Raw genomic sequence first — 26,147 nt, 5'->3', positions numbered from 1 at the left:
CATGAGTTCCGATCTGCAAAAAGGCACGCGTCTGGTGCTTGGCGTCGAGTCATCGTGTGACGAAACCGGCCTGGCGCTGGTGCGCATTCAGCCTGGGCAGCCCCCAGAGCTGCTGGCGCACGCCCTGCACAGTCAGATCGACATGCATCAGGCTTATGGCGGCGTGGTGCCTGAGCTGGCCTCGCGTGATCACATCCGCCGCGTGGTACCCCTGGCCCGGCAGGTGCTCGGGCAGGCGGGGCAGGTGCTGCAGGACATTGATTTGATCGCCTACACCCGCGGGCCCGGTTTGGCCGGGGCCTTGCTGGTGGGGGCCGGGTTTGCGGCAGCCCTTGGGGTGGCGTTGGACAAGCCACTGCTGGGGGTGCATCACCTGGAGGGCCACCTGCTGTCGCCTTTTTTATCGGTCGACCCTCCCACTTTTCCGTTTGTCGCGCTGTTGGTCTCTGGCGGGCACACCCAACTCATGCGCGTGGACGGGGTGGGCCGCTACACGCTGCTGGGCGAGACCGTGGACGATGCGGCGGGCGAGGCCTTTGACAAATCCGCCAAGCTCATGGGCTTGCCATACCCGGGCGGCCCCCACCTCTCCCGATTGGCGCAAGAGGGGCGGGACGACGCCTTCGACTTGCCGCGCCCCATGATGCACTCGGCCAACCTGGATTTTTCGTTTGCGGGCTTGAAGACCGCTGTTCGCACCAATCTGGTGCGAATGGGGTGGCTTGACGACGAGCTTCGTCTCAAAGACCCTGCGTCCCGGCCGGTGCTGGCCGACCTGGCGGCCTCCACGCAGGCGGCCATTGTGGAGGTGCTGGTGCGCAAGTCCCTGGCCGCGCTCAAGCGCACCGGCTTGCAGCGCCTGGTGGTGGCCGGGGGGGTTGGCGCCAACCAGCGCTTGCGCGACCAACTCGACGAGGCCGCCCGCCGGCGGGGGGGGCGGGTGCATTACCCCGAGCTTCACCTGTGCACCGACAACGGCGCCATGATCGCTTTGGCCGCGGCCATGAGGGTGCAGGCCGGACTGGCGCAGCCTCAGCATGCGGCGACGTTTGACGTGATGCCCCGCTGGGAGTTGGCGTCCATTTGAGTTCGGTGGCGGCTTTGGGGTATACTCCAAGGCTGCATTGTGAAAATCAATGCGGTATCACGCACGACCTGGGTTGGTTTCACCCGGGATCGCAAGTTCAACGCCGAAACCCTGCTTCCCGCCGCTGTCTGGTGGGGCGCCAGGCTCGGCACAGCCCAAGACTGGAAACACATGTCCATCGCTGACCTCAACAAGGCCGAGATCATCAAGGCCAACGCCCGTGGCCAAGCCGACACCGGCTCTCCCGAAGTGCAAGTGGCCCTGCTGACCGCTCGCATCAACGAACTGACCCCCCACTTCAAGGCCAACAAGAAAGACCACCACGGTCGCCGCGGCCTGCTGCGCATGGTCAGCCGTCGTCGCAAGCTGCTGGACTACCTCAAGTCCAAGGACTACGACCGCTACGCTGCGCTGATCCAGAAGCTGGGCCTGCGCAAGTAAGCACCACATGACGACAAAAAGCCTGTCTGGTTCGTTTCCAGCACAGGCTTTTTGTCTTTGAACGCCAAAGCTTCACTCGATCGGGCGAACGCTGTGTCATTCCAAGGGCCCTGTCCAGCAGGGTGCAGGGCAGGGCCCCTGGAATGGCATCGCGCATGAGTGGCGCAGGCGACCCGGCGGCCAAGGCCGTCATCCAACACAGGAGCATTCACTCATGACCATGTTCAACAAAGTCACCAAGACCTTCCAGTGGGGCGGCCGCACCGTCACCATGGAAACCGGCGAAATCGCACGCCAGGCCACCGGCGCTGTCGTGGTTGACATCGAAGGCACCACCGTGCTGGCCACCGTCGTGTGCGCCAAGACCGCCAAGGCCGGTCAGGATTTTTTCCCTCTGACCGTCGACTACATCGAAAAGACCTACGCCGCCGGCAAGATCCCGGGCAGCTTCTTCAAGCGTGAAGCCAAGCCCAGCGAGCACGAAACCCTCACCTCGCGCCTGATCGACCGTCCGATCCGCCCGCTGTTCCCCGAAGGCTTCTACAACGAAGTGCAGCTGGTCATCCACGTGCTGTCGCTGAACCCTGAAGTTCAATCCGACATCGCCGCCATGATCGCCTCCAGCGCTGCGTTGAGCATCGCTGGCATCCCCTTCAATGGCCCCATCGGTGCGGCGCGCGTGGCCTACATCAACGGCGAGTACGTGCTGAACCCCAGCCTGGCTCAGATGGCCGATTCCAAGATGGACCTCATCGTCGCCGGCACCGAAACCGCCGTGCTGATGGTGGAAAGTGAAGCCGACCAGTTGTCTGAAGAAATCATGCTGGGCGGTGTGGTGTTTGGCCACGAGCAAGGCAACGTCGCCATCAGCGCCATCCATGACTTGGTGCGCGACGCCGGCAAGCCCATGTGGGATTGGCAGCCGCCCGCCAAGGACGAAGCCTTCATCGCCACGGTCAATGGCCTGGCCGAAGAAAAGCTGCGCGCCGCCTACCAGATCCGCTCCAAGCAAGCCCGCACCCAGGCTTGCCGCGCCGCCTATGCTGAAGTCAAGGATGCGCTGACCGCCCAGGGCATCGAGTTCGACGGCGTCAAGGTTGAAGGCCTGCTGTTCGACATCGAAGCCCGCATCGTGCGCAGCCAAATTCTCGAAGGCGAGCCCCGCATCGACGGTCGCGACACCCGCACCGTGCGCCCCATCGAGATCCGCACCGGCGTGCTGCCCCGCGTGCACGGCTCGGCCCTGTTCACCCGTGGTGAAACCCAGGCCCTGGTCATTGCCACCCTCGGCACCGAACAAGACGCCCAGCGCATCGACGCCCTGACCGGCGACTTCCGCGACACCTTCCTGTTCCACTACAACATGCCTCCGTTCGCCACCGGCGAAACCGGTCGCGTGGGCTCGCCGAAGCGCCGTGAAATCGGCCACGGCCGCCTGGCCAAGCGCGCCCTGGTGCCGCTGCTGCCGCCGAAGGACGAGTTCGGCTACACCGTGCGTGTGGTCTCCGAGATCACCGAGTCCAACGGCTCGTCGTCGATGGCCTCTGTGTGCGGCGGCTGCCTGGCCATGATGGACGCCGGTGTGCCCATGAAGGCCCACGTGGCGGGCATCGCCATGGGCCTGATCAAGGAAGGCAACAAGTTCGCCGTCCTGACCGACATCCTGGGTGACGAAGATCACCTGGGCGACATGGACTTCAAGGTGGCCGGTACCACCGCTGGCGTGACCGCCCTGCAGATGGACATCAAGATCCAGGGCATCACCAAGGAAATCATGCAGGTGGCGCTGGCCCAGGCCAAGGAAGCCCGTCTGCACATCCTGGGCAAGATGAGCGAAGCCATGGGCGGCGCCCGTCAGGAGATCTCCGAGTTCGCGCCCCGTCTGTACACGATGAAGATCAATCCGGAGAAGATCCGTGACGTGATCGGCAAGGGTGGCGCCACCATCCGTGCCCTGACGGAAGAAACCGGCTGCCAGATCAACATCGCTGAAGACGGTGTGATCACCATCGCCTCGACCGACGCCGGCAAGGCCGACGACGCCATGCGCCGCATCGGCGAGATCACGGCCGAGGTCGAAATCGGCGCCATCTACGAAGGCGCGGTCACCAAGCTGTTCGATTTCGGTGCTCTGGTGAACCTGCTGCCCGGCAAGGATGGTCTGCTGCACATCAGCCAGATCGCCCACGAGCGTGTCGAGAAGGTGTCCGACTACCTGCAAGAGGGTCAGGTCGTGCGCGTGAAGGTGCTCGAGACCGACGAGAAGGGTCGCGTCAAGCTGTCCATGAAGGCGCTGCTGGAGCGTCCTGAAGGCATGCCTGAGGAACAGCCTCGGGAGCGTCGTGACCGTGGTGATCGCGGTGATCGTGGCGAGCGCCGTGACCGTGGCGATCGTGGCGAGCGCCGTGATCGTGCGCCCCGTGCCGACCAGCAGCCCCTGGACATGGGTGGCGAGTCTGCTGACGGTCAGGCCCAACAGCAACAACAGCAGTGATGGCCATGAAGAAGCTGGTGGTGGGCAACTGGAAGATGCACGGCAGCCGTGCCTTCAATGCCGAACTGATCGAGGGCCTCAAGGCGGCTGACCTGGCGAGCACCGCGCCGCGCGCCAGCGTGGCGGTGTGCCCTCCGTTCGTCTACCTCGCCGAGGTGGCTGCGGCCTTGCAGGGCAGTGGCATTGCGGTGGGCTCGCAAGACGTGTCCGTGCAGACGCAAGGCGCCTACACCGGTGAGGTGGCGGGCCCCATGCTGGTGGATGTGGGTGTGCGCTATGCCATCGTTGGGCATTCCGAGCGCCGCAGCTACCACGCTGAAAGCGATCAGCTCGTTGCCGACAAGGCCAAGGCCGCGCTGGCCCACGGTTTGACGCCCATCGTCTGCGTGGGTGAAACCTTGGCAGAGCGTGAGTCTGGCCAGACCGAAGCGGTTGTGGGGCGGCAGTTGCAGGCCGTGATCAGCACCTTGGGTGCTGATCTGGTCCGCATCGTGGTGGCCTACGAGCCCGTTTGGGCCATCGGCACCGGCAAAACCGCCAGCCCCGAGCAGGCCCAGGCGGTGCATGCATTCCTGCGGGCCCAATTGGGTGCGGCGCAGTCGGGTGCGGCGCAGGCGCAGGCCGCATCGGTGCCCTTGCTTTATGGTGGCTCGGTCAAGCCTGACAACGCCGCCCAGCTCTTCGCGCAGGCCGACATCGATGGTGGCTTGATTGGCGGTGCCGCCCTGAAGGCGGCTGATTTCGCCGCGATTGCCCGTGCCGCTTGAGGTGGCCGGGTATCTGATCGAATCCGGAGTATTCAAACATGCAACACGCTTTCGTCACCCTGGTGGTGCTATTGCAGGTGGCTTCGGCCCTGGCCATGATCGGCCTGGTGCTGGTGCAGCACGGAAAGGGGGCCGACATGGGGGCCTCGTTCGGTAGTGGCTCATCGGGCAGCCTGTTCGGCGCGTCCGGCAGCGCCAACTTCCTCTCGCGCTCAACCGCCGTGGCCGCCACCGTGTTTTTTGCCTGCACCCTGGCATTGGCCTATGTGGGCAACTTGCCCGCAGACGCGTCCAAGCCGTCCAGCATCCTTGACCAGGCTGCTTCGGCGCCTGCTGCTGCTTCGGTGCCGGCCACGCCGGCGTCGGGGGCTGCGCTCATCCCCGGGCAGTGAGCTGCACGAGTTGGCCCCGGCGGTGAATCTGGCGCAGAAACTGACGCGCCAGCCATACATCACCCTGGGGTTGGCCCTGAATTCAGGTTAGAATTTGAGTCTCCGGTGAGCCATCCTCACGCAAAACCGGGGGCTCACCCAAGCCGTTACGAGCGGCTCGTGGTGACCCAAGCATGCCGACGTGGTGAAATTGGTAGACACGCTATCTTGAGGGGGTAGTGGCGAAAGCTGTGCGAGTTCGAGTCTCGCCGTCGGCACCAAAACAGATACAACGAGTCCTGTGCCCTCCCCATGACCAGCGCCGTTTGTCAGATCGAAGCGGATGTCTGGGACAAGTCCCTCTGGTGTTTGTGCCTGAGGGCGACGGGGTGCAGAGGCTCTGGTGAGCGCGCTGTGGGTGGTGGTGTCAAGTCAGGTTCGGTCTGGCATGACGCTGCATCCGGCGCGCTTTTTTCATGGTCCGTTGTGGTCCAATCACGCGGTGAGTCCTGACAAGGTCGGTCGGCATGGTGAACATCGAAGAATATCTGCCCGTCATCCTCTTCATTCTGGTGGGCGTGGGTGTGGGCGTGGCGCCCCAGTTGCTGGGTTTTCTGTTGGGGCCTCGCCGCCCTGATGAAGCCAAGAACTCACCCTACGAGTGCGGCTTCGAGGCTTTTGAAGACGCCCGGATGAAGTTCGACGTGCGTTACTACCTGGTGGCGATCCTGTTCATCCTGTTCGATCTGGAAATTGCGTTCCTGTTCCCCTGGGCTGTGGCGCTCAAGGATGTGGGCATCGCGGGCTTTGCCACCGTCATGCTCTTCCTGACCATCCTGGTGGTGGGTTTCGTCTACGAATGGAAGAAGGGCGCGCTGGACTGGGAGTGATCCCGGCCGGTCTGTCACACCTGCATCGATTGAGGTAAACAAAATGGGCATTGAAGGCGTCTTCAAAGAGGGCTTCATCACCACGTCCGTGGACACGTTGATCAACTGGTCCAAAACGGGTTCGCTGTGGCCGATGACCTTCGGTCTGGCCTGCTGCGCCGTCGAGATGATGCACGCCGGTGCGGCGCGCTACGACATCGACCGTTTCGGCATGCTGTTCCGTCCCAGCCCGCGTCAGTCCGACCTGATGATCGTGGCCGGCACCCTGTGCAACAAAATGGCGCCCGCCCTGCGCAAGGTGTACGACCAGATGGCCGAGCCCCGCTGGGTGCTGTCCATGGGCTCGTGCGCCAACGGTGGCGGCTACTACCACTACAGCTACTCGGTGGTGCGTGGATGCGACCGCATCGTGCCGGTGGACGTGTACGTGCCCGGTTGCCCCCCCACGGCCGAAGCCCTGCTGTATGGCATCTTGCAGCTGCAAGCCAAGATCCGCCGCGAAAACACCATCGCCCGCTGAGCAGAAAGCCTGAGAGCCATGAGCCAGAAACTCGCCAACCTGCAAGCGGCCCTGGAATCCGTCCTGGGTGACCAGATCAAGAAGCTGGTCAGCGACCGCGGTGAATTGACCATCACCGTGTCGGCGGCCGATTACCTCGCCGTGTGCCAGACCCTGCGCGATCATGCCGAGCTGCGCTTCGAGCAACTGATCGACCTGTGCGGCCTGGACTACTCCACCTACAAAGATGGCGCCGAAAGCGCTTTCTCTGATGGGCCCCGATTTGCCGTGGTGTTGCACCTGCTGTCGCTGAGCAAGAACTGGCGTCTGCGTGTGCGTGTGTTCGCACCCGAAGACGACCTGCCCCTGCTGGCCTCGGTCAACGAGCTCTGGAACGCCGCCAACTGGTTCGAACGTGAAGCCTTCGACCTGTACGGCATCGTCTTCGAGGGGCACGTGGACCTGCGTCGCATCCTGACGGACTACGGCTTCATCGGTCACCCCTTCCGCAAGGACTTCCCCACCTCGGGTTACGTCGAAATGCGCTACGACCCCGATCAAAAGCGCGTGATCTACCAGCCCGTCACCATCGAGCCGCGCGAGATCACCCCGCGCATCATCCGTGAAGACAACTACGGTGGTCTCCACTGATGCATTGAGGTTCAAGCCATGGCAGAGATCAAGAACTACACCCTGAACTTCGGTCCTCAGCACCCGGCAGCCCACGGCGTGCTGCGTCTGGTGCTGGAGCTGGACGGCGAAGTCATCCAGCGCGCCGACCCCCACATCGGCCTGCTGCACCGCGCCACCGAGAAGCTGGCCGAGTCCAAGACCTACATCCAGTCGCTGCCCTACATGGACCGCCTGGACTACGTCTCGATGATGTCCAACGAGCACGCCTACTGCCTGGCCATCGAAAAGATGCTGGGCGTGGACGTGCCCGTGCGTGCGCAGTACATCCGCGTGATGTTTGCCGAGATCACCCGCATCCTGAACCACCTGCTGTGGCTGGGCTGTCACGGGTTCGACTGCGGCGCGATGAACATCCTCATCTACTGCTTCCGCGAGCGCGAAGACCTGTTCGACATGTACGAAGCCGTGTCGGGGGCCCGCATGCACGCGGCCTACTTCCGTCCGGGTGGCGTCTACCGTGACCTGCCGGATGTCATGCCGCAGTACAAGGTCAGCAAGATCAAGAACGCCAAGACCATCGCTCGCCTCAACGAGAACCGTCAAGGCTCGCTGCTGGACTTCATCGAAGATTTCACCCAGCGCTTCCCCAAGCTGGTCGACGAGTACGAAACCCTGCTCACCGACAACCGCATCTGGAAGCAGCGCACCGTGGGCATCGGTGTGCTCACGCCCGAGCGCGCCATGAACCTGGGTTTGTCGGGTGCCATGTTGCGCGGCTCCGGCATTGTGTGGGATCTGCGCAAGCACCAGCCGTATGACGTGTACGACCGGGTGGATTTCGACATCCCCATCGGCAAGAACGGCGACTGCTACGACCGTTATCTGGTGCGTGTGGAAGAACTGCGCCAGTCCAACCGCATCATCAAGCAGTGCGTGGACTGGCTGCGTGCCAACCCCGGTCCGGTCATCACCGACAACCACAAGGTGGCACCACCGTCGCGCGTGAAGATGAAGTCGTCGATGGAAGAGCTCATCCACCACTTCAAGCTCTTCACCGAAGGCTTCCACGTGCCCGAATCCGAGGCCTACGCCGCGGTCGAACATCCCAAGGGCGAGTTCGGCATCTACCTGGTGTCTGACGGTGCCAACAAGCCCTACCGCCTGAAGATCAGGGCGCCAGGGTTCCCGCATCTGGCCGCCCTCGACGAAATGACCCGTGGTCACATGCTGGCCGACGCCGTGGCGATCATCGGCACGATGGACATCGTGTTCGGCGAAATCGACCGCTGAGCCGGCAACGCAGAGCAAACAGCGAGACACCGTCCCCATGTTGAGCGAACACACCAAAGCGCGGTTCGACCGCGAACTGGCCAAGTACCCGGCCGACCAGCGCCAGTCGGCCGTCATGGCCTGTCTGACCATCATCCAGCAAGAGCGCGGCTGGGTCTCGCCCGAGAGCGAGCAGGAAGTGGCTGATTACATCGGCATGCCCGCCATCGCGGTGCACGAGGTCACCACCTTCTACAACATGTACAACCAGAAGCCCGTGGGTCAGTTCAAGATCAACGTGTGCACCAACCTGCCGTGCCAGCTGCGCGATGGCCAGAAGGCCCTGCAGCATCTGTGCGACAAACTGGGGGTTGAAGACGGCGGTACCACCGCCGACGGCCTGTTCACCGTGCAGCACTGCGAGTGCCTGGGCGCCTGTGCCGACGCGCCGGTGGCCCTGGTGAACGACCGCCAGATGGTCAGCTACATGAGCAACGAGAAGCTCGATGAGCTGATCGATGTGCTCAAGGCCAACGCCAAGTGAGGTGAACCCGATGCTCGACCTCTCCAAATTCCAGGCGACCGGGGCAGAAACCTGCTTTCACGACCGCCACATCAGCCCCCAGATCTATGCCGGCCTGGATGGCAAGAACTGGGGTCTGAAGGACTACGAAGCCCGCGGTGGCTACGCGGCCCTGCGCAAGATCCTGGGCCAAGACGGCGGCGAAGGTCTCACGCAGGACCAGGTGATCGCCGAAGTGAAGGCCTCGGGCCTGCGCGGTCGTGGCGGCGCCGGCTTCCCCACGGGCCTGAAGTGGAGCTTCATGCCCCGCGCGTTTCCCGGGCAGAAGTACCTGGTGTGCAACTCCGACGAAGGCGAGCCCGGCACGGCCAAGGATCGCGAGATCCTGATGCACAACCCCCACATCGTGATCGAAGGCATGGCGATTGCGGCTTATGCCATGGGCATCTCGGTGGGCTACAACTACATCCATGGCGAGATCTTCGAGGTGTACGAGCGCTTCGAGGCTGCCCTGGAAGAGGCCCGCGCGGCCGGTCTGCTGGGCAACAACATCCTGGGCAGCAATTTCAGCTTCCAGCTGCATGCGCACCACGGCTTCGGCGCCTACATCTGCGGCGAAGAAACTGCGCTGCTGGAGTCGCTGGAAGGCAAGAAGGGGCAACCCCGCTTCAAGCCGCCGTTCCCGGCCAGCTTTGGTCTGTACGGCAAGCCCACCACGATCAACAACACCGAAACCTTCGCGGCGGTGCCCTGGATCATCCGCAACGGTGGCGAGGCTTTCCTGGCCGTGGGCAAGCCCAACAATGGTGGCACCAAGTTGTTCACCGTGTCGGGCGACGTGGAGCGTCCCGGCAACTACGAAATCCCGCTGGGCACGCCGTTTTCGACCCTGCTGGAGTTGTGCGGTGGCGTGCGCGGTGGCAAAAAGCTCAAGGCCGTCATCCCCGGTGGCTCGTCGTCGCCCGTGATCCCGGCACACATCATGATGGAGTGCACGATGGACTATGACTCCATCGCCAAGGCCGGCTCCATGTTGGGTTCGGGCGCCGTCATCGTGATGGACGAAACCCGCTGCATGGTCAAGAGCCTGCAGCGCCTGTCGTACTTCTACATGCACGAATCCTGCGGCCAGTGCACGCCGTGCCGCGAAGGCACGGGCTGGCTGTGGCGCATGGTGGATCGCATCGAGAACGGTCAGGGCCGTCCCGAAGACATCGAGATGCTCGACAACGTGGCCGAGAACATCCAGGGTCGCACCATTTGCGCCCTGGGCGACGCGGCAGCCATGCCGGTGCGCGCCTTCATCAAGCACTACCGCGATGAGTTCGTGCACCACATCGAAAAGAAGACCTGTGTGGTCCCGGCCTACCTCTGAACTGGACGACAGTCATGGTTGAAATCGAAATCGACGGACGGAAAGTCCAGTGCCAGGAAGGCAGCATGGTGATGCATGCGGCCGAGCAGTCCGGCACCTACATCCCCCATTTCTGCTACCACAAGAAGCTGTCGATCGCGGCCAACTGCCGCATGTGCCTCGTGGACATCGAGAAGGCGCCCAAGCCCATGCCGGCCTGTGCCACCCCGGTGACGCAGGGCATGATCGTGCGCACCAAGAGCGACAAGGCCATCAAGGCTCAAAAGAGCGTGATGGAGTTCCTGCTGATCAACCACCCACTGGATTGCCCGATCTGCGACCAGGGCGGTGAGTGCCAGCTGCAGGATCTGGCCGTGGGCTACGGCGGCAGTGGTTCGCGCTACGCCGAAGAAAAGCGCGTGGTGTTTCCCAAGGATGTGGGCCCGCTGATCTCGATGGAAGAGATGAGCCGCTGCATTCAGTGCACCCGCTGTGTGCGCTTCGGTCAGGAAATCGCCGGCGTCATGGAGCTGGGCATGGCCCACCGTGGCGAGCACTCCGAGATCATGACCTTCGTCGGCCAGTCGATCGACTCCGAGCTGTCGGGCAACATGATCGACATCTGCCCCGTGGGCGCGCTGACCAGCAAGCCCTTCCGCTACAGCGCCCGCACCTGGGAACTGTCGCGCCGCAAGAGCGTGTCGCCGCATGATTCCACCGGTGCCAACCTGATCGTTCAGGTCAAGAACGGCCAGGTGCTGCGCGTGGTGCCGCTCGAGAACGACGCCGTCAACGAGTGCTGGATCGCCGACCGTGATCGCTTCAGCTACGAGGCCCTCAACAGCGAACAGCGCCTGACCAAGCCCATGATCAAGCAGGGCGGTCAATGGCGTGAGGTGGACTGGACCACCGCGCTGGAATACGTGGCCAACGGCCTGAAGGGCGTGAAGACCGAGCATGGCGCGGCCGCCATCGGCGCGCTGGGCTCGGAGCACCAGACCACCGAAGAGCTGTACCTGCTGGCCCAACTGCTGCGTGGCCTGGGCAGCGACAACATCGACACGCGCCTGCGCCACAGCGACTTTGCCGCAGGGCAGGGCGTGCGCTGGCTGGGCCTGCCCGTCAGCGAACTCAGCACGCTGGACCGCGCGCTGGTGGTGGGCTCGTTCTTGCGCAAGGATCACCCCCTGTTCGCCACCCGCCTGCGCCACGCCGCCAAGCGCGGTGCTCAGATCAGCGCCATTGGTGGTGCCCAAGACGACTGGCTGATGCCGCTGGCTCAGCGCATCACCGTGGCGCCCAGCGCCTGGGTGCAGGCCCTGGCCGATGTGGCCGTGGCCGTGGCCGAACAAACCGGCGCCGCCGCACCCGCACAGGGCAATGCGACCGAATCTGCCCAGGCCATCGCGGCCTCGCTGTTGTCAGGACAAAGCAAGGCCATCTTGCTGGGCAATGCCGCCGCACAACACCCGCAAGCGTCCAGCCTGCAGGCCCTGGCCCAGTGGCTGGCTGAGCAGACCGGCGCACGCTTTGGCTTCCTGGGCGAATCGGCCAACACGGTCGGCGCACAGATCGTGGGCGCCCAGCCTCAGCAGGGCGGCTTGAACGCCGGCCAGATGTTGAATGGCTCGGCCCTGAAGGCCCTGGTGCTGATGGGCGTGGAGCCTGAACTCGATGCCGCCAACCCCTCGGCTGCCCTGGCTGCGGCCCAGGCCGCCGAGATGGTGGTGGTGATGTCGTCCTTCCGCTCTGATGCCGCCGCCGAGTACGCCGACGTGATGCTGCCCATCTCGCCGTTCACCGAAACGGCCGGCAGCTTCATCAACGCGGAAGGCCTGGTGCAAAGCTTCCACGGCGTGGTCAAGCCCCTGGGCGACACCCGCCCGGGCTGGAAGGTCTTGCGCGTGCTGGGCACCATGCTGGGCGTGGACGATTTTGCCTTTGAAACGGTCGAAGAGGTTCGTGCCCGTGCCCTGGGCGATGTGTCGGCCCTGCCGGCCCGACTGAACAACCAGACCACGGCTGTGGTGCAGGCCTCGGCCGCCACGGGGGGCCTGGAGCGCTTGGCCGATGTGCCCATCTACAGCACTGATGCGCTGGTGCGTCGCTCGCCCGCGTTGCAGGCCACGGCCGATGCTGCGGCGCCAGTGGCCAGCCTGCCGTCGGCCTTGTGGGCCGAACTCGGCTTGAGCGAAGGTGCCCAGGTCAAGGTCAGCCAGGACGCTGGCAGTGTGGTGCTGCCCGCCGTGCTGGACGCCAGCCTGCCGGCCAATGTCGTGCGTGTGCCCACCGGTCATCCGGCGACGGCGGCGCTGGGTGCTGCATTTGGCGCGATCCGCGTCGACAAGGCTTGAAGGGCAGGGAGCTGAACCATGATTGACACCCTGTACAACGCCGGAGCAGACACGCTGGGCGGTGCCTGGCCGGTGGTCTGGAACCTCATCAAGATCGTGGCGCTGTTGCTGCCACTGTTGGGCTGTGTGGCTTACCTGACGCTCTGGGAGCGCAAGGCCATTGGTTGGTCGCAGGTGCGTCCGGGACCCAACCGCACCGGCCCGGGCGGTCTGCTGCAGCCCATCGCGGATGCGGTCAAGCTCATCTTCAAGGAAATCATCGTCCCGGCAGCCGCCAACAAGAGCCTGTTCTTCATCGGTCCGATCATGACCATCATGCCGGCCCTGGCGGCTTGGGCGGTGGTGCCTTTCGGTCCTGAAGTGGCCCTGGCCAACGTCAACGCCGGCCTGCTGTTCCTGATGGCCATCACCTCGCTGGAGGTTTACGGCGTGATCATCGCCGGCTGGGCCTCCAACTCGAAGTACGCCTTCCTTGGGGCCATGCGGGCCTCGGCGCAGATGGTGTCGTACGAACTGGCCATGGGCTTTTGCTTCGTGGTGGTGCTGATGACGGCAGGCTCGCTGAACATGTCCGACATCGTGCTGAGCCAGAACAAAGGCCAGTTTGCCGACATGGGCCTGAGCTTCCTGTCCTGGAACTGGCTGCCGCTGCTGCCCATCGTGGTGGTGTACTTCATCTCGGGTCTGGCAGAGACCAACCGCCACCCCTTCGACGTGGTGGAAGGCGAGTCCGAGATCGTGGCCGGTCACATGATCGAGTACTCGGGCATGGCCTTTGCCATGTTCTTCCTGGCCGAGTACGCCAACATGATCCTGGTGTCTGCGCTGGCCGCCACCATGTTCTTCGGCGGCTGGCTGCCCCCGGTCGAAGCCCTGAGCTTCATCCCGGGTTGGATCTGGCTGGGTCTGAAGACCTTCGTCATCGTCACGCTCTTCCTGTGGGTGCGTGCCTCCTTCCCGCGCTTCCGCTACGACCAGATCATGCGTCTGGGCTGGAAGATCTTCATCCCGCTCACCTTGGTGTGGCTGGTGGTGGTGGGCGCCTGGATGGTGTCACCCTGGAACATCTGGAAGTAAGGGGTCAACATGGCTGCGACATCCATCAAGGAATTCGTCTCGAGCTTTTTTCTGCTCGAGTTGTTCAAAGGCATGGCCATCACTGGCCGCCACTTCCTGAAACCGCACATCACCGTGCAGTTTCCGGAAGAAAAGACCCCCATGTCCCCGCGCTTCCGTGGCCTGCACGCCCAACGCCGCTACGACAACGGCGAAGAGCGCTGCATTGCCTGCAAGCTGTGCGAGGCGGTGTGCCCTGCGATGGCCATCACCATCGAGTCGGCCGTGCGTGACGACGGCCAGCGCCGCACCACGCGCTACGACATCGACCTGACGAAGTGCATCTTCTGTGGCTTCTGCGAAGAAAGCTGCCCAGTCGACGCCATCGTCGAAACCCACATCTTCGAGTACCACGGAGAAAAGCGTGGCGACCTGTACTTCACCAAGGACATGCTCCTGGCGGTGGGTGATCGCTATGAAAAGGAAATCGCCGCGAACAAGGAGGCGGACGCCAAGTACCGCTGAACCATGGATACATTGAGCCTACTTTTCTACGCCTTCGCCTTCGTTCTGGTCTACGCGGGCTTCCGCGTGATCACCGCGAAGAACCCCGTCACGGCCGCACTGCATCTGGTGCTGGCCTTCTTCAGCGCCTCGTGCGTGTGGATGTTGCTGCAGGCCGAGTTCCTGTCCATCACCCTGGTGCTCGTGTACGTGGGTGCCGTGATGGTGCTGTTCCTTTTCGTGGTGATGATGCTGGACATCAACATCGACTCGCTGCGCCAGGGCTTCTGGAAGCACTTCCCGGTGGCGGGGTTGATCGGTGCGGTGATCGCCGTGCAGATGGCATTCGTGCTGACCCGCGGCTTTGACCTGCCTGAAGCGCGCCCGATGGCGCCTGAGCTGGCAGAGATGTCCAACACCAAGGCGCTGGGCGTGCTGATGTACACCGAGTATGTCTTCCTGGTGCAGGTGGCTGCCGTCATCCTGCTGGTGGCCATGATCGCCGCCATCGCGCTGACGCTGCGCAAGCGCAAGGATTCGCGCTACCAGGATCCCTCGGAGCAGGTGCGGGTCAAAAAGGCCGATCGCCTTCGCCTGGTGAAGGTGGCGCCACAGGTCGACGCCCCCGTCCAGCCTGAAAACAACCCCAACGGAGGCCAGGCATGACCTCGATCACCCTCGGACATTACCTCTCGCTGGGGGCCATCCTGTTCGCCATGTCGGTGATCGGGATCTTCCTGAATCGCAAGAACCTGATCGTGCTGCTGATGGCCATCGAGCTGATGCTGCTGGCCGTCAACCTGAACTTCATCGCGTTCTCCCATTACCTGGGTGACATGCATGGTCAGGTGTTCGTGTTCTTCATCCTGACCGTGGCGGCCGCCGAGTCGGCCATTGGTCTGGCCATCCTCGTGGTGCTCTTCCGCAACCGCGCGTCCATCAACGTCGATGAACTCGACACCCTGAAGGGTTGAGCGGCCTCGCCAGAAGAAACATACAACCATGTCAGAGATCACTCAAAACTCGCTGCTGGTCGTGGCGCTGGCGCCGCTGGTCGGCTCCATCGTGGCGGGCCTGTTCGGCAATGTGGTGGGCCGCCGTGGCGCCCACCTCATCACCATCCTTGGGGTGCTGGTGTCCTTCATCGTGTCGGCCATGACCTTGAAGGCCGTGGCCATGGATGGTGCCAGCTTCAATGCCACCGTCTATGAATGGATGACACTGGGCTCCCTGAAGATGGAGGTGGGCTTCATGGTCGATGGCCTGACGGCCATGATGATGTGCGTGGTGACCTTCGTGTCGCTGATGGTGCACATCTACACCATCGGCTACATGGAAGAAGACCCTGGCTACCAGCGCTTCTTCTCGTACATCTCGCTGTTCACCTTCTCGATGCTGATGCTCGTGATGAGCAACAACCTGCTGCAGCTGTTCTTCGGCTGGGAAGCGGTGGGTCTGGTGTCGTACCTGCTGATCGGCTTCTGGTTCAAGAAGCCCACGGCCACGTTCGCGAACATGAAGGCCTTCCTGGTCAACCGTGTGGGTGACTTTGGCTTCATTCTGGGCATTGGCTTGCTGCTGGCCTACACCGGCACGCTCAACTACACCGAGCTGTTTGCCAAGGCCAACGACCTGACGGCGTTGACGCTGCCCAAGACCGACTGGTCGCTGATCACCGTGATCTGCATCTGTCTGTTCATCGGTGCGATGGGCAAGTCGGCACAGTTCCCGCTGCACGTGTGGCTGCCCGATTCAATGGAAGGCCCCACGCCCATCTCCGCGCTGATCCACGCCGCCACCATGGTGACGGCCGGCATCTTCATGGTGACGCGCATGTCGCCCTTGTTTGAATTGTCGGACGCGGCGCTGAACTTCATTTTGGTGATTGGCTCGATCACGGCGCTGTTCATGGGTTTTCTGGGCATCATCCAGAACGACATCAAGCGCGTGGTGGCCTACTCCACGCTGTCGCAGCTGGGTTACATGACCGTGGCCCTGGGCCTGTCGGCCTACAACGTGGCGGTGTTCCACCTGATGACCCATGCGTTCTTCAAGGCGCTGTTGTTCCTTGGTGCCGGCTCGGTCATCATCGGCATGCACCACGATCAGGACATCCGCAACATGGGTGGCCTGTGGAAGCGCATGCCCATCACCTGGATCACGTCCTTGCTGGGCTCGCTGGCCTTGATCGGTACGCCGTTCTTTGCTGGCTTCTATTCCAAAGACTCGATCCTGATCGCCGTGGAATACAGCCACCTGCCGGCAGCCGGGTTTGCGCAGTTTGCCGTGATGGCTGGTGTGTTCATCACCGCCTTCTACAGCTTCCGGATGTACTTCCTGGTCTTCCATGGCAAGGAAAACTTCCACCACAAGCCGTTCCCGGGTGAGCATGACCACCACGATGACGGTCACCACCATGAGCCGCACGAGTCGCCCTGGGTCGTCACCGCGCCCCTGCTGCTGCTGGCCGTGCCGTCTGTGGTGATAGGTTTCCTGGCGATCGAGCCCATGCTGTTTGGCGATTTCCTGAAGTCGGCCATCCATGTGGACGCGGCCAAGCACCCGGCCATGGCCGAGCTGGCCCATCACTTCCATGGCGCCACCGCCATGGCCCTGCATGGCTTCCAGACGCTGCCGTTCTTCCTGGCGCTGGGCGGGGTGGTCACGGCCTATGTGTTCTACATGGTCGCCCCCCAGATCCCGGCGATGTTCGCCCGTGTGCTGCGCCCGCTGATCGTCATCGGCGAGAACAAGTACTTCATGGACTGGATCAACGAGAACATTTTCGCAGCCGGTGCCCGCCTCCTGGGCCGCGGCTTGTGGAAGGTCGGTGACCAGACCCTGATCGACGGCCTGCTGGTCAACGGTTCGGCCAAACTGGTCGGCCTGTTCGGCTCGCTCATCCGTTTGTTCCAGACGGGTTATCTCTATCACTACGCGCTGGTCATGATCCTGGGTGTTTTCGCCCTCATGACCTGGTTCGTGTTCATGCAGCCGTAAGCGCGAGGCCGGTTCATGCAAAACATGCCCAATCTTCTGTCCATGGCCATCTGGATTCCGGTGGCCTTCGGGGTCCTGTTGCTGGCCCTGGGCCGTCAGGCCAATGCCAATGCCAGTCGCTGGTTCGCCCTGGTGGGGTCCGTCGTCGGCTTTGCCGTCACCGTTCCTTTGATGCTGCAATTCGATGGTGGGACCGCCGCCATGCAGTTCGTCGAGCAGGCGGTCTGGATCGAGCGCTTCAATGTCATGTACCACCTGGGGGTGGACGGCATCTCGATGTGGTTCGTGCCGCTGACCGCCTTCATCACCATCATCGTGGTGCTGGCGGGCTGGGAGGTCATCGAGGATCGCCCTCATCAGTACTACGGCGCGTTCCTGATCCTGTCCGGTCTGATGATCGGTGTGTTCTCGGCGCTGGACGGCCTGTTGTTCTACGTGTTCTTCGAGGCCACGCTGATTCCCATGTACATCATCATCGGTGTGTGGGGTGGTCCGCGTCGCGTTTACGCCGCCTTCAAGTTCTTCCTGTACACGCTGCTGGGCTCTTTGCTGATGCTGGTGGCCCTGATCTTCCTGTACTACAAGGCCGGTGGTTCGTTCAGCATCCTTGAGTGGCACAAGCTGCCCCTGGGCGCCACGCCGCAGGCGCTGTTGTTCGGTGCGTTCTTCGCCGCGTTTGCCGTGAAGGTGCCCATGTGGCCGGTGCACACCTGGCTGCCTGACGCCCACGTCGAAGCCCCCACAGGTGGTTCGGTGGTGCTGGCCGCCATCATGCTGAAGCTGGGTTGCTATGGTTTCTTGCGGTTCATGCTGCCCATCGTGCCGGATGCGTCGCACGAGTTCGCGCCCGTGGTGATCACCCTGTCGCTCATCGGCGTGATCTACATCGGGCTGGTGGCGCTGGTTCAGCAGGACATGAAAAAGCTGGTGGCCTATTCCTCCATCGCGCACATGGGTTTTGTCACTCTGGGCTTCTTCATCTTCAATGAACTTGGCGTGATTGGTGGCCTGGTGCAGATGATTGCCCACGGCTTCGTGTCGGGTGCGATGTTCCTGTGCATCGGCGTGTTGTACGACCGTGTGCACTCGCGTGAAATTGCGTCGTACGGTGGGGTGGTCAACACCATGCCCAAGTTCGCCGCCTTCGCCCTGCTGTTTGCCATGGCCAACTGCGGTTTGCCCGGCACCGCCGGGTTCGTGGGCGAGTGGATGGTCATCCTGGGGGCCGTCGAGTACGACTTCCTGATCGGTCTGCTGGCCGCCACCGCACTGATCTTTGGTGCGGCCTACACGCTGTGGATGTACAAGCGCGTGTATTTTGGTGACGTCACCAATGACGATGTGCGCGCGCTGACCGACATCAACGCCCGCGAATTCCTGATCCTGGCCGTGCTGGCGGTCGCTGTGCTGTGGATGGGCATCCAGCCCAAGCCATTCACCGACGCGATGCACGTGTCGGTGGTGGAACTGCTCAAGCACGTCTCGACCAGCAAACTGAACTGAGGGCCGCAAGAAAATGACTGATCTGAATTGGCTCGCCCTGTCTCCGGAGATCGTGCTGTTCGGGCTCACCTGCCTGGTGACCCTGGCCGATCTGTTCGTGTCCTGCCCGCGCCGCCGGCCGACCTACATCCTGTCGATGTTGTCGCTGGCGGTGGTGGCTGCCCTGCATCTGGTGGCGCTGGACCAGCCCGCCTCGGTCTATGCCATGAACAACATGGTGGCCACCGATGCCATGGGTCACTTGCTGTCGCTGTGCGCCACGCTGGCCGTGATGGCCACGCTGACCTACGCGCAAGCCTATGCGGGTGACCGCGAGATGCTCAAGGGAGAGTTGTTCTCTCTGAGCATGCTGGCGTTGCTGGGCATTCAGGTGATGATCGTCAGTGCCAACTTCCTGACCATCTACCTGGGGCTGGAGCTGATGTCGCTGTCGCTGTATGCCCTGGTGGCCTTGCGCCGCGACCATGCGCAGTCGACCGAAGCCGCCATGAAGTACTTTGTGCTGGGTGCGCTGGCTTCGGGCTTCCTGCTGTATGGCTTGTCGATGATGTACGGCGCCACCGGTTCGCTGGACCTGCGCGAGGTCTACGAGGCCACGCTGGCCGGTGAGGCCAACAAGCAGGTGCTGGTGTTTGGCGTGGTCTTCATCGTGGCCGGTCTGGCTTTCAAGCTGGGTGTGGTGCCGTTCCACATGTGGGTGCCTGACGTGTACCAGGGCGCGCCCACGGCCGCCACGCTGATGGTGGCTGGTGCGCCCAAGCTGGCGGCGTTCGCCATCACCATGCGTTTGCTGGTGGAAGGCCTGATCAACCTGGCCACCGATTGGCAACAGATGCTGCTGGTGCTGGCCGTGGCGTCGATGGCGCTGGGCAACCTGGCCGCCATCGCGCAGACCAACCTCAAGCGCATGCTGGCGTACTCGGGTATTGCGCAACTGGGCTTCATGCTGCTGGGCTTCGTGCCCACGGTGGTGGCAGGCAACACCGTGTCCGCGGGCAACGGTTACGGCTCTGCGCTGTTCTACATCATCACCTACGTGCTGACCACGGTGGGCACCTTTGGTTTGATCATGTTCCTGGCGCGGCCGGGCTTCGAGTCGGAGCAGATCAACGACCTGGCGGGTCTGGGCAAGCGCAGCCCGGCGATGGCTGCCGTGATGGCCATCTTCATGTTCTCGTTGGCCGGCATTCCGCCGACGGTGGGCTTTTATGCCAAGCTGGCTGTGTTGCAGTCGCTGATCACGACCAACTCGCCGTTCCTGCTGCAAATCGCCGTGGTGGCGGTGCTGCTGTCGCTGATCGGGGCGTTTTACTACCTGCGCGTGGTCAAGGTGATGTACTTTGACGAGCCCACCGACCCGGCGGCCGTGCCTGAAGCTGGTGGACCCCGCGTGCTGCTGTCGGTCAACGCCCTGGCCGTTCTGGGCCTGGGCATCTTGCCCGGAGGCCTGATGGCCCTGTGCGCTGAGGTGATCCAGCGCTCGCTGGCTGGGTGAGCGTCATGAGTGGTGGACTGGTTCCGGCCTGGTCGGTGGTGGTGATCCTGCTGCTGGCGGTGCTGGCCGCCAATCTGCCGTTCTTGAACGAACGCATTTTCGCTGTGGGGCCGCGGCGATCGCCCAAGTCCATCTGGTGGCGGTTCGTCGAACTGTCTGCTTATGCCCTGATCGTGGCTTTGGCTGGACGTGGTCTGGAGTCTTACCTCGGACAGGCCAGCGCACTTCGCTGGGAATTCGTGGCGGTGTGGGTGTGCGTCATGGCCACCCTGGCGTTTCCCGGGTTCGTCTGGCGGCACCTTCGCCGCGGCACCTGATGAAACCTGTGCCTGCCGACGGTCATGAATCCTGACGAGCCCGTGCCTGCATTGCCAGCGACGCCTCTGCTCGTGAGCGAGGACGCTCACTTGCGCGAAAGCACCCTGGAGACCGTCAAGGTCTATGAGGGGCATTTTCTGACGGTGCGGCGAGACACGGTGCAGCTTCCCGATGGACGCCAGGCCGCCCGCGAGTATGTCAATCATCCCGGCGCGGTCATGATCGTGCCTTTGCTGCCCGATGGTCGCCTGGTGCTGGAGCGCCAGTACCGGTATCCAGTACAGCGCGTGATGATCGAGTTCCCGGCAGGCAAGCTGGATGCAGGTGAGGGTGGACTGGTGTGCGCACAACGTGAGTTGTGGGAGGAAACGGGCTACCGCGCTGCGCGCTGGGCCCGTGCGGGGGTGATGCACCCTGTCATCGGGTATGCCGATGAGGTCATCGAGATCTGGTTTGCCGATGAGCTGCAGGCTGGCGAGCGGCACCTTGACGACGGTGAGTTTCTGGATGTCTTTGCGGCCACCCAAGCCGACCTGGAATCTGGTGTGCGCGATGGCGTGGTCACCGATGTCAAGACCATCGTGGGTCTGATGTGGCTTCAACAATGGCGAGCCGGCACTTGGCCGCTGGTGTGGCTCACGCCAGAAGGCGCCCCGGATTCAAGAGACACGCGGGGTCCAGGGCCTGTTTGATGGCCCGCATGAGGGGCAGGGCTTCGGCCGGCGCCCTGGCCGCCAGCGCCTCGCGGCGAAGGGCCCCGATGCCGTGCTCGGCCGATATCGTGCCACCGTGGGCTTGCACCAGATCGAACACGATGTCGTTGACATCGCTTTCAAAGCGGGCCCATGGCGGGCCACTGCGCAGGGTTGGCGGTGGCTGCACGTTGTAGTGCAGGTTGCCATCGCCCAGGTGCCCGAAGCACACGATGCGGCAATCCGGCCAGCGTGCGCGCAACGCCGTACCGCATTGCGCCAGCCAGGAGGCAATGGCCGAGGTGGGCAGACCGATGTCGTGCTTGACCATGAGGCCTTCGGTTTTTTCAGCCAGGGGGATGCTCTCCCGCAGTTGCCACATGGCCTGCCGTTGTGCCACCGTGTGCGCCATGATGGCCTCGGTGAGCAGGCCCTTGGCCTGAGCATGCGCCAGCAGCCTGCCCAGCTCGTCGTCGATGTGGGTCTGATCCTGGGGCCCCTGGTGTTCCATCAAGATCAACCATGGCGAGGCGGGGCCCGTGGTCGCGGATGCGGAGGGCCAGGCCCTGGCCATGTGAGGTAGGTGTTGCTGAACCAGTTGCAAGGCCTGCGATTCAATGGCTTCAAAGGCCACCAGTCCGGCGTCCAGGGTTTGCCTTGCCAGGGACAGCAAGGCAACCGCTGACTGAGCATCAGGGCAGCTCAGCAGCGCGGTGCCACATCCCTGCGGCGCCGGAAACAGTTTGAGCGTGGCCGCAGTGATGATGCCCAGCGTGCCTTCGCTGCCGATGAACAGGTCTCTCAAGTCGTAGCCGGTGTTGTTCTTGCGCAGGCCGCTGAGCTCACTCCAGCACGCACCACTGGCGGTAACGACCTCGAGCCCCAGGCACAGTTCTCGCGCGGTGCCGTAGCGCAGCACCTGCGTGCCCCCGGCGTTGGTGGCCAGTGTGCCCCCGATGGTGCACTGGCCTCCGGAGGCCAGGCTGAGGGGGTAGAGCATGCCGGCGTCTGCTGCGTGCTGGCGCGTGTGGTCGAGGGTGCAGCCAGCTTCGACCGTCAGGGTGAAGTTGTGGGCGTCCAGGTGACGCACTTTGTTCAGCCGCCCCAGGTGGAGCAGCACCTGCTGGCCGCTGCCGTCGGGCACCGACCCGCCCACCAGGCTGGTGTTGCCGCCTTGGGGCACGATGGGCCATCCCCATGCGGCGCACAGGCGAACGATGTGTTGTGTTTCTTCGGTGCTGCCCGGTGAAACGATGGCCAGGCATTGGCCTTGGTAGCGCCCCCGCCAGTCACGCAGGTGCCTGGCCTGCAGCGACGCGTCCAGTTGCTGACCGTGTAGCACGTGGGCTGCGCCGACGGCCTCGCGCAATGCGCTCAGCCGGGCATCGTCCAGCGGCGCCTGAGGTGCGTTCATGGGCCTGGGCTGGTGCTGGCTGTTTGCTTGGCCGGCAGCACCTTCAGGCGCAGGCGCACATAGGCGGAGCAAGCCACGAACAGACCCACCGACAACACGACCTCCACGCCGGCCAGCCAGGCCGACAGACCCGGATCGCCACTGGCCCGCACCAGCCCTTCGGCCACGTACAGCCAGATCAGCAAGGTGGTCCAGCGGTAGGTGTACATGCGATGGCGCCACATTCCGCCAATGGTGAAAAGCAGGGGCACCACCTTGAGCGCCAAGGCGCCTGTGCCGCCAGGCAGCGGCGCGAGCCACAGCTCCCAGGCCACGCCCAAGGCGATCAACGCGAACACCTGCCCCAGACAGAGCAGGCGCAATCGCTCGATCAAGGCCATGCGCTCGGGTGGATGGCGGCCGACGATGACCTCGTCGGTGGAGTTTTCGGGAACCGTGTCAGACATGGGTGGCATCATAGCCACCATGACGCAAGTTTCGACGTCCTCGTCCTTGATGAAGCCGTCTTGGCGCGAACGCTGGCAAGCCCTGCAGGACTGGCCCTGGCGGCGAACGTTTCACACCTTGAGGGTGCGGTTTCGTGAGGATCGCCTGGGCCTCACGGCGGGCAGCCTGACGTTCACCACGACGATCGCCCTGGTGCCCTTGTTCACGGTGATGCTGGCCTTGTTCAGCGCGTTTCCGGTGTTCGCGCGTTTCAGGAAGGTGCTGGAAAAGCAGGTCTTGACCGGTCTGGTGCCCGAGGTGATTGCCAAGCCGGTGCTGGTGTCGCTCAACAGCTTTGCGGCCAAAGCCAGCCAGTTGGGTGGTCTTGGCCTGGTGGTGCTTGGCATCACGGCCATGGCGTTGATGCTCACCATCGACCACACCCTCAACAACATCTGGCGTGTGCGGCGCAAGCGACCTTTGGCCCAGCGCGTGCTGGTGTACTGGGCTGCCCTGACCTTGGGGCCGTTGTTGTTGGGCGCCAGCCTGTGGCTGACGTCGTACGCGGTGTCGGCGTCCAAAGGCCTGGTGGGCGAGTTGCCCGCCGCGCTTGGAACCTTGTTGGGGCTGTTGGTCTTTGCCTTGCAAGCCTTGGGCTTTGCCGCGCTGTTCAGGTTTGTGCCCAACACCCATGTGCCCTGGAGCCATGCCTGGTGGGGCGGGCTGTTCACGGCCTTGGGCCTGGAGTTGGCGCAGCGAGGACTGGCCCTTTACCTGGGCAAGGTGCCGGTTTACGCCACCATCTATGGGGCTTTTGCCGCTGTTCCGATCTTTCTGATCTGGCTGTACGTGAGCTGGGTCATCGTGTTGCTGGGTGCGGTGGTGGTGGCCTATACCCCCAGTTTGCTGGCAGGGGCGGCGCGTTGGTCCGAGGGGCCTGGCGCCCGATTTGGTCTGGCCGTGGCGGTTTTGCGATCCCTGCATGGCGCGGCCGGCGGCGCCCGGCGAGGCCTGAACGCCCAGGAAGTGGCGGTGCAGTTGCGCACAGACCCACTGCAGGTGGAGCCCATGCTGGCACTGCTGCGTGAGCTGGACTGGGTTGGGCTGCTGGACGAGGCGGCCCTTGAGCACGGCGGTCGTTACGTGCTGTTGTGTGACCCTGCCAGCACGCCGGTGGCGCCCTTGCTGGGCCACACCTTGCTCAAGCCGGATGGCCATTCCATGGCCTTTTGGGCGCGGGCGGGGCTGGACGACATGACCCTGGCGCAGGCCATGTACTGATCTGGTGCACACAGACCACGCGCGCGGTGTGCTTTTTCATGTTTTCGAGGGCTTTCCCGCTGTTCATGCGACCATTCGTCTGTCGGAATGTGACAGAGTGCCTTGTGTTCAACCCGTTCCTTCAGGAGACCAGACCATGAAAGTCAGCGACATCCTTCGCGTCAAGGGCAGTACCTTGTTCACGGTCACGCCAGATCAGAACCTGTCTGATGCAGCCGCCACCATGGCCGAGCACGACATCGGGTCTCTGGTGGTCATGGAGCATGGCGACCTGGCCGGGATGCTCACGTTCCGCGAGGTGATCCAGGGCACGGTGCGCAACGGTGGGACGTTTGGCAATCTGTCGGTTCGCGCGGTGATGGACGACCACCCCATGACCTGCACCCCCGAGACGGACATCGACGAGGTGCGCCGCATGATGTTGAACCGGCATGCCCGCTACATGCCCGTCATGACCGACAAGACCCTGATGGGCGTGATTTCCTTTTACGACGTGGCCAAGGCCGTGGTGGACGGCCAGGACTTCGAAAATCGCATGCTCAAAGCCTACATCCGTGACTGGCCTGTGGAAGAAGACGCTGGCGAGCGCAAGGCCTTGCTCTGAGCGCCTGCAGGCTCTGCTGGATGGGGGACAATACGCTTTTGCGTTCTTGATTGATCTGGATCCCCCGCATGGCTGGCAGCACATTTGGTCTTCTGTTTTCGGTCACCAATTTTGGCGAGTCTCACGGTCCGGCCATCGGTTGTGTCATCGATGGCTGCCCTCCAGGCATGAGCTTGTCAGAGGCCGACATCCAGCCTGATCTGGACCGACGTCGCCCCGGCACGTCACGTCACGTCACGCAACGCAACGAGGCCGATGCCGTCGAGATCCTCTCAGGGGTCTATGAAGGCAAGACCACGGGTGCGCCCATTGCACTGCTGATCCGCAACACCGATCAGCGCAGCAAGGATTACGGCAACATCCTGCAGACGTTTCGTCCCGGGCATGCCGACTACACCTACTGGCACAAGTACGGCATCCGCGATCCACGCGGTGGTGGGCGTTCGTCTGCCCGATTGACGGCACCCATGGTGGCGGCAGGTGCCGTGGCCAAGAAGTGGCTGCGCGAGCAGTTCGGCACCGAAATTCGCGCCTGCATGACCCAGCTGGGCACCATGCCCATCGCTTTCGAGGGCTGGGAACATGTGCCCAACAACCCGTTTTTTGCGCCCAATGCCAGCCAGATCGAGCAACTCGAGGCCTACATGGACGAGTTGCGCAAGGACGGGGATTCCTGCGGTGCCAAACTCATCGTGGAGGCCTCAGGCATGCCGGTGGGCCTGGGCGAGCCCTTGTTTGACAAGCTGGATGCCGACATCGCCTACGCGATGATGGGCATCAATGCCGTCAAGGGCGTGGAGATTGGTGCCGGTTTCGAGAGCGTGTCGCAGCGGGGTACCGTGCACGGCGATGAGCTGTACCCGGACGGCTTCGCATCCAACCACGCCGGCGGGGTGCTGGGAGGCATCTCCACAGGCCAGGACCTGCGTGTGGCCATCGCCATCAAGCCCACCAGCTCGATTCGCACGCCGCGTCAGTCCATCGACCTGAATGGTCAGCCGGCCACGGTTGAAACCTTCGGCCGACATGATCCCTGTGTGGGCATCCGTGCCACGCCCATTGCCGAGGCCATGCTGGCCCTGGTGCTGGTCGATCACGCGCTGCGTCATCGCGCCCAGTGTGGGGATGTTGACGTGAGCACGCCCCAACTCGCAGCACGCCGCCCGGCTTGA

General features: G+C 63.3%; 26 protein-coding genes and 1 tRNA gene. 25 read left to right on the top strand and 2 right to left on the bottom strand.

The features are described 5' to 3' along the window. Position 1 precedes the first annotated feature (1 nt). From tsaD to WNB94_RS02955, 22 genes are all read left to right on the top strand, one after another. Positions 2 to 1,087, top strand: a complete 1,086-nt coding sequence (gene tsaD / locus WNB94_RS03060; RefSeq protein ID WP_341388315.1) for a tRNA (adenosine(37)-N6)-threonylcarbamoyltransferase complex transferase subunit TsaD — start codon at positions 2 to 4, stop codon at positions 1,085 to 1,087. A gap of 171 nt (positions 1,088 to 1,258) precedes the next feature. Then, positions 1,259 to 1,528 carry a 30S ribosomal protein S15 gene (rpsO, locus tag WNB94_RS03055; RefSeq protein ID WP_341388314.1) on the top strand — a complete coding sequence of 90 codons (270 nt, stop codon included), beginning with the start codon at positions 1,259 to 1,261 and terminating at the stop codon, positions 1,526 to 1,528. A 214-nt stretch (positions 1,529 to 1,742) separates the two neighbouring features. After that, on the top strand, positions 1,743 to 4,022 hold the full coding sequence (gene pnp, locus WNB94_RS03050) for a polyribonucleotide nucleotidyltransferase (protein ID WP_341388312.1): 2,280 nt from the start codon (positions 1,743 to 1,745) through the stop codon (positions 4,020 to 4,022). Beyond that, on the top strand, positions 4,019 to 4,789 hold the full coding sequence (gene tpiA / locus WNB94_RS03045; protein ID WP_341388310.1) for a triose-phosphate isomerase: 771 nt from the start codon (positions 4,019 to 4,021) through the stop codon (positions 4,787 to 4,789). Before pnp ends, tpiA begins: the two co-directional genes overlap by 4 nt. 38 nt (positions 4,790 to 4,827) lie before the next feature. Continuing rightward, a complete protein-coding gene (gene secG, locus WNB94_RS03040) occupies positions 4,828 to 5,181 on the top strand; it encodes a preprotein translocase subunit SecG (RefSeq protein WP_341388308.1) in 354 nt (117 codons plus the stop codon). 175 nt (positions 5,182 to 5,356) lie between these two features. After that, positions 5,357 to 5,441 (top strand) — tRNA-Leu (locus tag WNB94_RS03035). Positions 5,442 to 5,690: 249 nt separating this feature from the next. Next, positions 5,691 to 6,050 (top strand): NADH-quinone oxidoreductase subunit A, encoded by a 360-nt coding sequence (locus WNB94_RS03030; protein ID WP_341389926.1) that lies wholly within the window; start codon positions 5,691 to 5,693, stop codon positions 6,048 to 6,050. Between the two features lie 43 nt (positions 6,051 to 6,093). Beyond that, the gene (locus tag WNB94_RS03025; RefSeq protein WP_341388307.1) at positions 6,094 to 6,570 is read left to right on the top strand and encodes a NuoB/complex I 20 kDa subunit family protein; all 477 of its coding nucleotides are present in this window, start codon (positions 6,094 to 6,096) and stop codon (positions 6,568 to 6,570) included. Between the two features lie 18 nt (positions 6,571 to 6,588). Continuing rightward, entirely contained in the window at positions 6,589 to 7,200 is a 612-nt protein-coding gene (locus WNB94_RS03020; RefSeq protein ID WP_341388306.1) for an NADH-quinone oxidoreductase subunit C, read from the top strand. Between the two features lie 18 nt (positions 7,201 to 7,218). Next, complete coding sequence (locus WNB94_RS03015) at positions 7,219 to 8,472, top strand: NADH-quinone oxidoreductase subunit D (protein ID WP_341388305.1); 1,254 nt, start codon at positions 7,219 to 7,221, stop codon at positions 8,470 to 8,472. A 37-nt stretch (positions 8,473 to 8,509) separates the two neighbouring features. Continuing rightward, positions 8,510 to 8,995 (top strand): NADH-quinone oxidoreductase subunit NuoE, encoded by a 486-nt coding sequence (gene nuoE, locus WNB94_RS03010; protein ID WP_341388304.1) that lies wholly within the window; start codon positions 8,510 to 8,512, stop codon positions 8,993 to 8,995. Between the two features lie 10 nt (positions 8,996 to 9,005). Then, a complete protein-coding gene (gene nuoF, locus WNB94_RS03005; protein ID WP_341388303.1) occupies positions 9,006 to 10,349 on the top strand; it encodes an NADH-quinone oxidoreductase subunit NuoF in 1,344 nt (447 codons plus the stop codon). A 14-nt stretch (positions 10,350 to 10,363) separates the two neighbouring features. After that, positions 10,364 to 12,682, top strand: coding sequence for an NADH-quinone oxidoreductase subunit NuoG (nuoG, locus tag WNB94_RS03000; RefSeq protein ID WP_341388302.1), 2,319 nt, complete (start codon positions 10,364 to 10,366; stop codon positions 12,680 to 12,682). 18 nt (positions 12,683 to 12,700) lie between these two features. Then, a complete protein-coding gene (nuoH, locus tag WNB94_RS02995) occupies positions 12,701 to 13,759 on the top strand; it encodes an NADH-quinone oxidoreductase subunit NuoH (RefSeq protein ID WP_341388301.1) in 1,059 nt (352 codons plus the stop codon). A gap of 9 nt (positions 13,760 to 13,768) precedes the next feature. Then, the gene (gene nuoI / locus WNB94_RS02990; protein ID WP_341388300.1) at positions 13,769 to 14,263 is read left to right on the top strand and encodes an NADH-quinone oxidoreductase subunit NuoI; all 495 of its coding nucleotides are present in this window, start codon (positions 13,769 to 13,771) and stop codon (positions 14,261 to 14,263) included. Between the two features lie 3 nt (positions 14,264 to 14,266). Further along, positions 14,267 to 14,908 carry an NADH-quinone oxidoreductase subunit J gene (locus WNB94_RS02985; RefSeq protein WP_341388299.1) on the top strand — a complete coding sequence of 214 codons (642 nt, stop codon included), beginning with the start codon at positions 14,267 to 14,269 and terminating at the stop codon, positions 14,906 to 14,908. Next, on the top strand, positions 14,905 to 15,216 hold the full coding sequence (nuoK, locus tag WNB94_RS02980) for an NADH-quinone oxidoreductase subunit NuoK (protein WP_341388298.1): 312 nt from the start codon (positions 14,905 to 14,907) through the stop codon (positions 15,214 to 15,216). Before WNB94_RS02985 ends, nuoK begins: the two co-directional genes overlap by 4 nt. Before the next feature lie 28 nt (positions 15,217 to 15,244). Continuing rightward, complete coding sequence (gene nuoL / locus WNB94_RS02975) at positions 15,245 to 17,242, top strand: NADH-quinone oxidoreductase subunit L (protein WP_341388296.1); 1,998 nt, start codon at positions 15,245 to 15,247, stop codon at positions 17,240 to 17,242. A gap of 24 nt (positions 17,243 to 17,266) precedes the next feature. Further along, on the top strand, positions 17,267 to 18,745 hold the full coding sequence (locus WNB94_RS02970; RefSeq protein ID WP_341388294.1) for an NADH-quinone oxidoreductase subunit M: 1,479 nt from the start codon (positions 17,267 to 17,269) through the stop codon (positions 18,743 to 18,745). Positions 18,746 to 18,758: 13 nt separating this feature from the next. After that, positions 18,759 to 20,240 carry an NADH-quinone oxidoreductase subunit NuoN gene (gene nuoN, locus WNB94_RS02965; RefSeq protein WP_341388292.1) on the top strand — a complete coding sequence of 494 codons (1,482 nt, stop codon included), beginning with the start codon at positions 18,759 to 18,761 and terminating at the stop codon, positions 20,238 to 20,240. 5 nt (positions 20,241 to 20,245) lie between these two features. Further along, positions 20,246 to 20,557, top strand: coding sequence for a DUF2818 family protein (locus tag WNB94_RS02960; RefSeq protein WP_341388291.1), 312 nt, complete (start codon positions 20,246 to 20,248; stop codon positions 20,555 to 20,557). Between the two features lie 24 nt (positions 20,558 to 20,581). Then, complete coding sequence (locus WNB94_RS02955; protein WP_341388290.1) at positions 20,582 to 21,250, top strand: NUDIX domain-containing protein; 669 nt, start codon at positions 20,582 to 20,584, stop codon at positions 21,248 to 21,250. Here the strand turns inward: WNB94_RS02955 and WNB94_RS02950 are convergent. After that, the gene (locus WNB94_RS02950) at positions 21,195 to 22,664 is read right to left on the bottom strand and encodes an FAD-binding oxidoreductase (protein ID WP_341388288.1); all 1,470 of its coding nucleotides are present in this window, start codon (positions 22,662 to 22,664) and stop codon (positions 21,195 to 21,197) included. The two genes, WNB94_RS02955 and WNB94_RS02950, sit on opposite strands and share 56 nt — an antisense overlap. Beyond that, positions 22,661 to 23,110: a DUF2069 domain-containing protein gene (locus WNB94_RS02945; RefSeq protein WP_341388286.1), complete on the bottom strand. Its 450-nt coding sequence runs from the start codon at positions 23,108 to 23,110 to the stop codon at positions 22,661 to 22,663. The genes WNB94_RS02950 and WNB94_RS02945 overlap by 4 nt, the downstream gene beginning before the upstream one ends. Before the next feature lie 19 nt (positions 23,111 to 23,129). Between WNB94_RS02945 and WNB94_RS02940 the strand changes: the two genes are divergently transcribed. From WNB94_RS02940 to aroC, 3 genes are all read left to right on the top strand, one after another. Continuing rightward, positions 23,130 to 24,371 (top strand): YihY family inner membrane protein, encoded by a 1,242-nt coding sequence (locus WNB94_RS02940; RefSeq protein WP_341388284.1) that lies wholly within the window; start codon positions 23,130 to 23,132, stop codon positions 24,369 to 24,371. A gap of 136 nt (positions 24,372 to 24,507) precedes the next feature. Beyond that, positions 24,508 to 24,975, top strand: coding sequence for a CBS domain-containing protein (locus tag WNB94_RS02935; protein WP_341388283.1), 468 nt, complete (start codon positions 24,508 to 24,510; stop codon positions 24,973 to 24,975). 68 nt (positions 24,976 to 25,043) lie between these two features. Beyond that, a complete protein-coding gene (gene aroC, locus WNB94_RS02930; protein WP_341388280.1) occupies positions 25,044 to 26,147 on the top strand; it encodes a chorismate synthase in 1,104 nt (367 codons plus the stop codon).

The sequence above is a fragment of the Aquabacterium sp. A3 genome, from assembly GCF_038069945.1.
Classification (GTDB): domain Bacteria; phylum Pseudomonadota; class Gammaproteobacteria; order Burkholderiales; family Burkholderiaceae_C; genus Aquabacterium.
The sequence above is the reverse complement of the archived record's forward strand: the minus strand, read 5'-3'. Positions and strand labels throughout refer to the sequence as shown.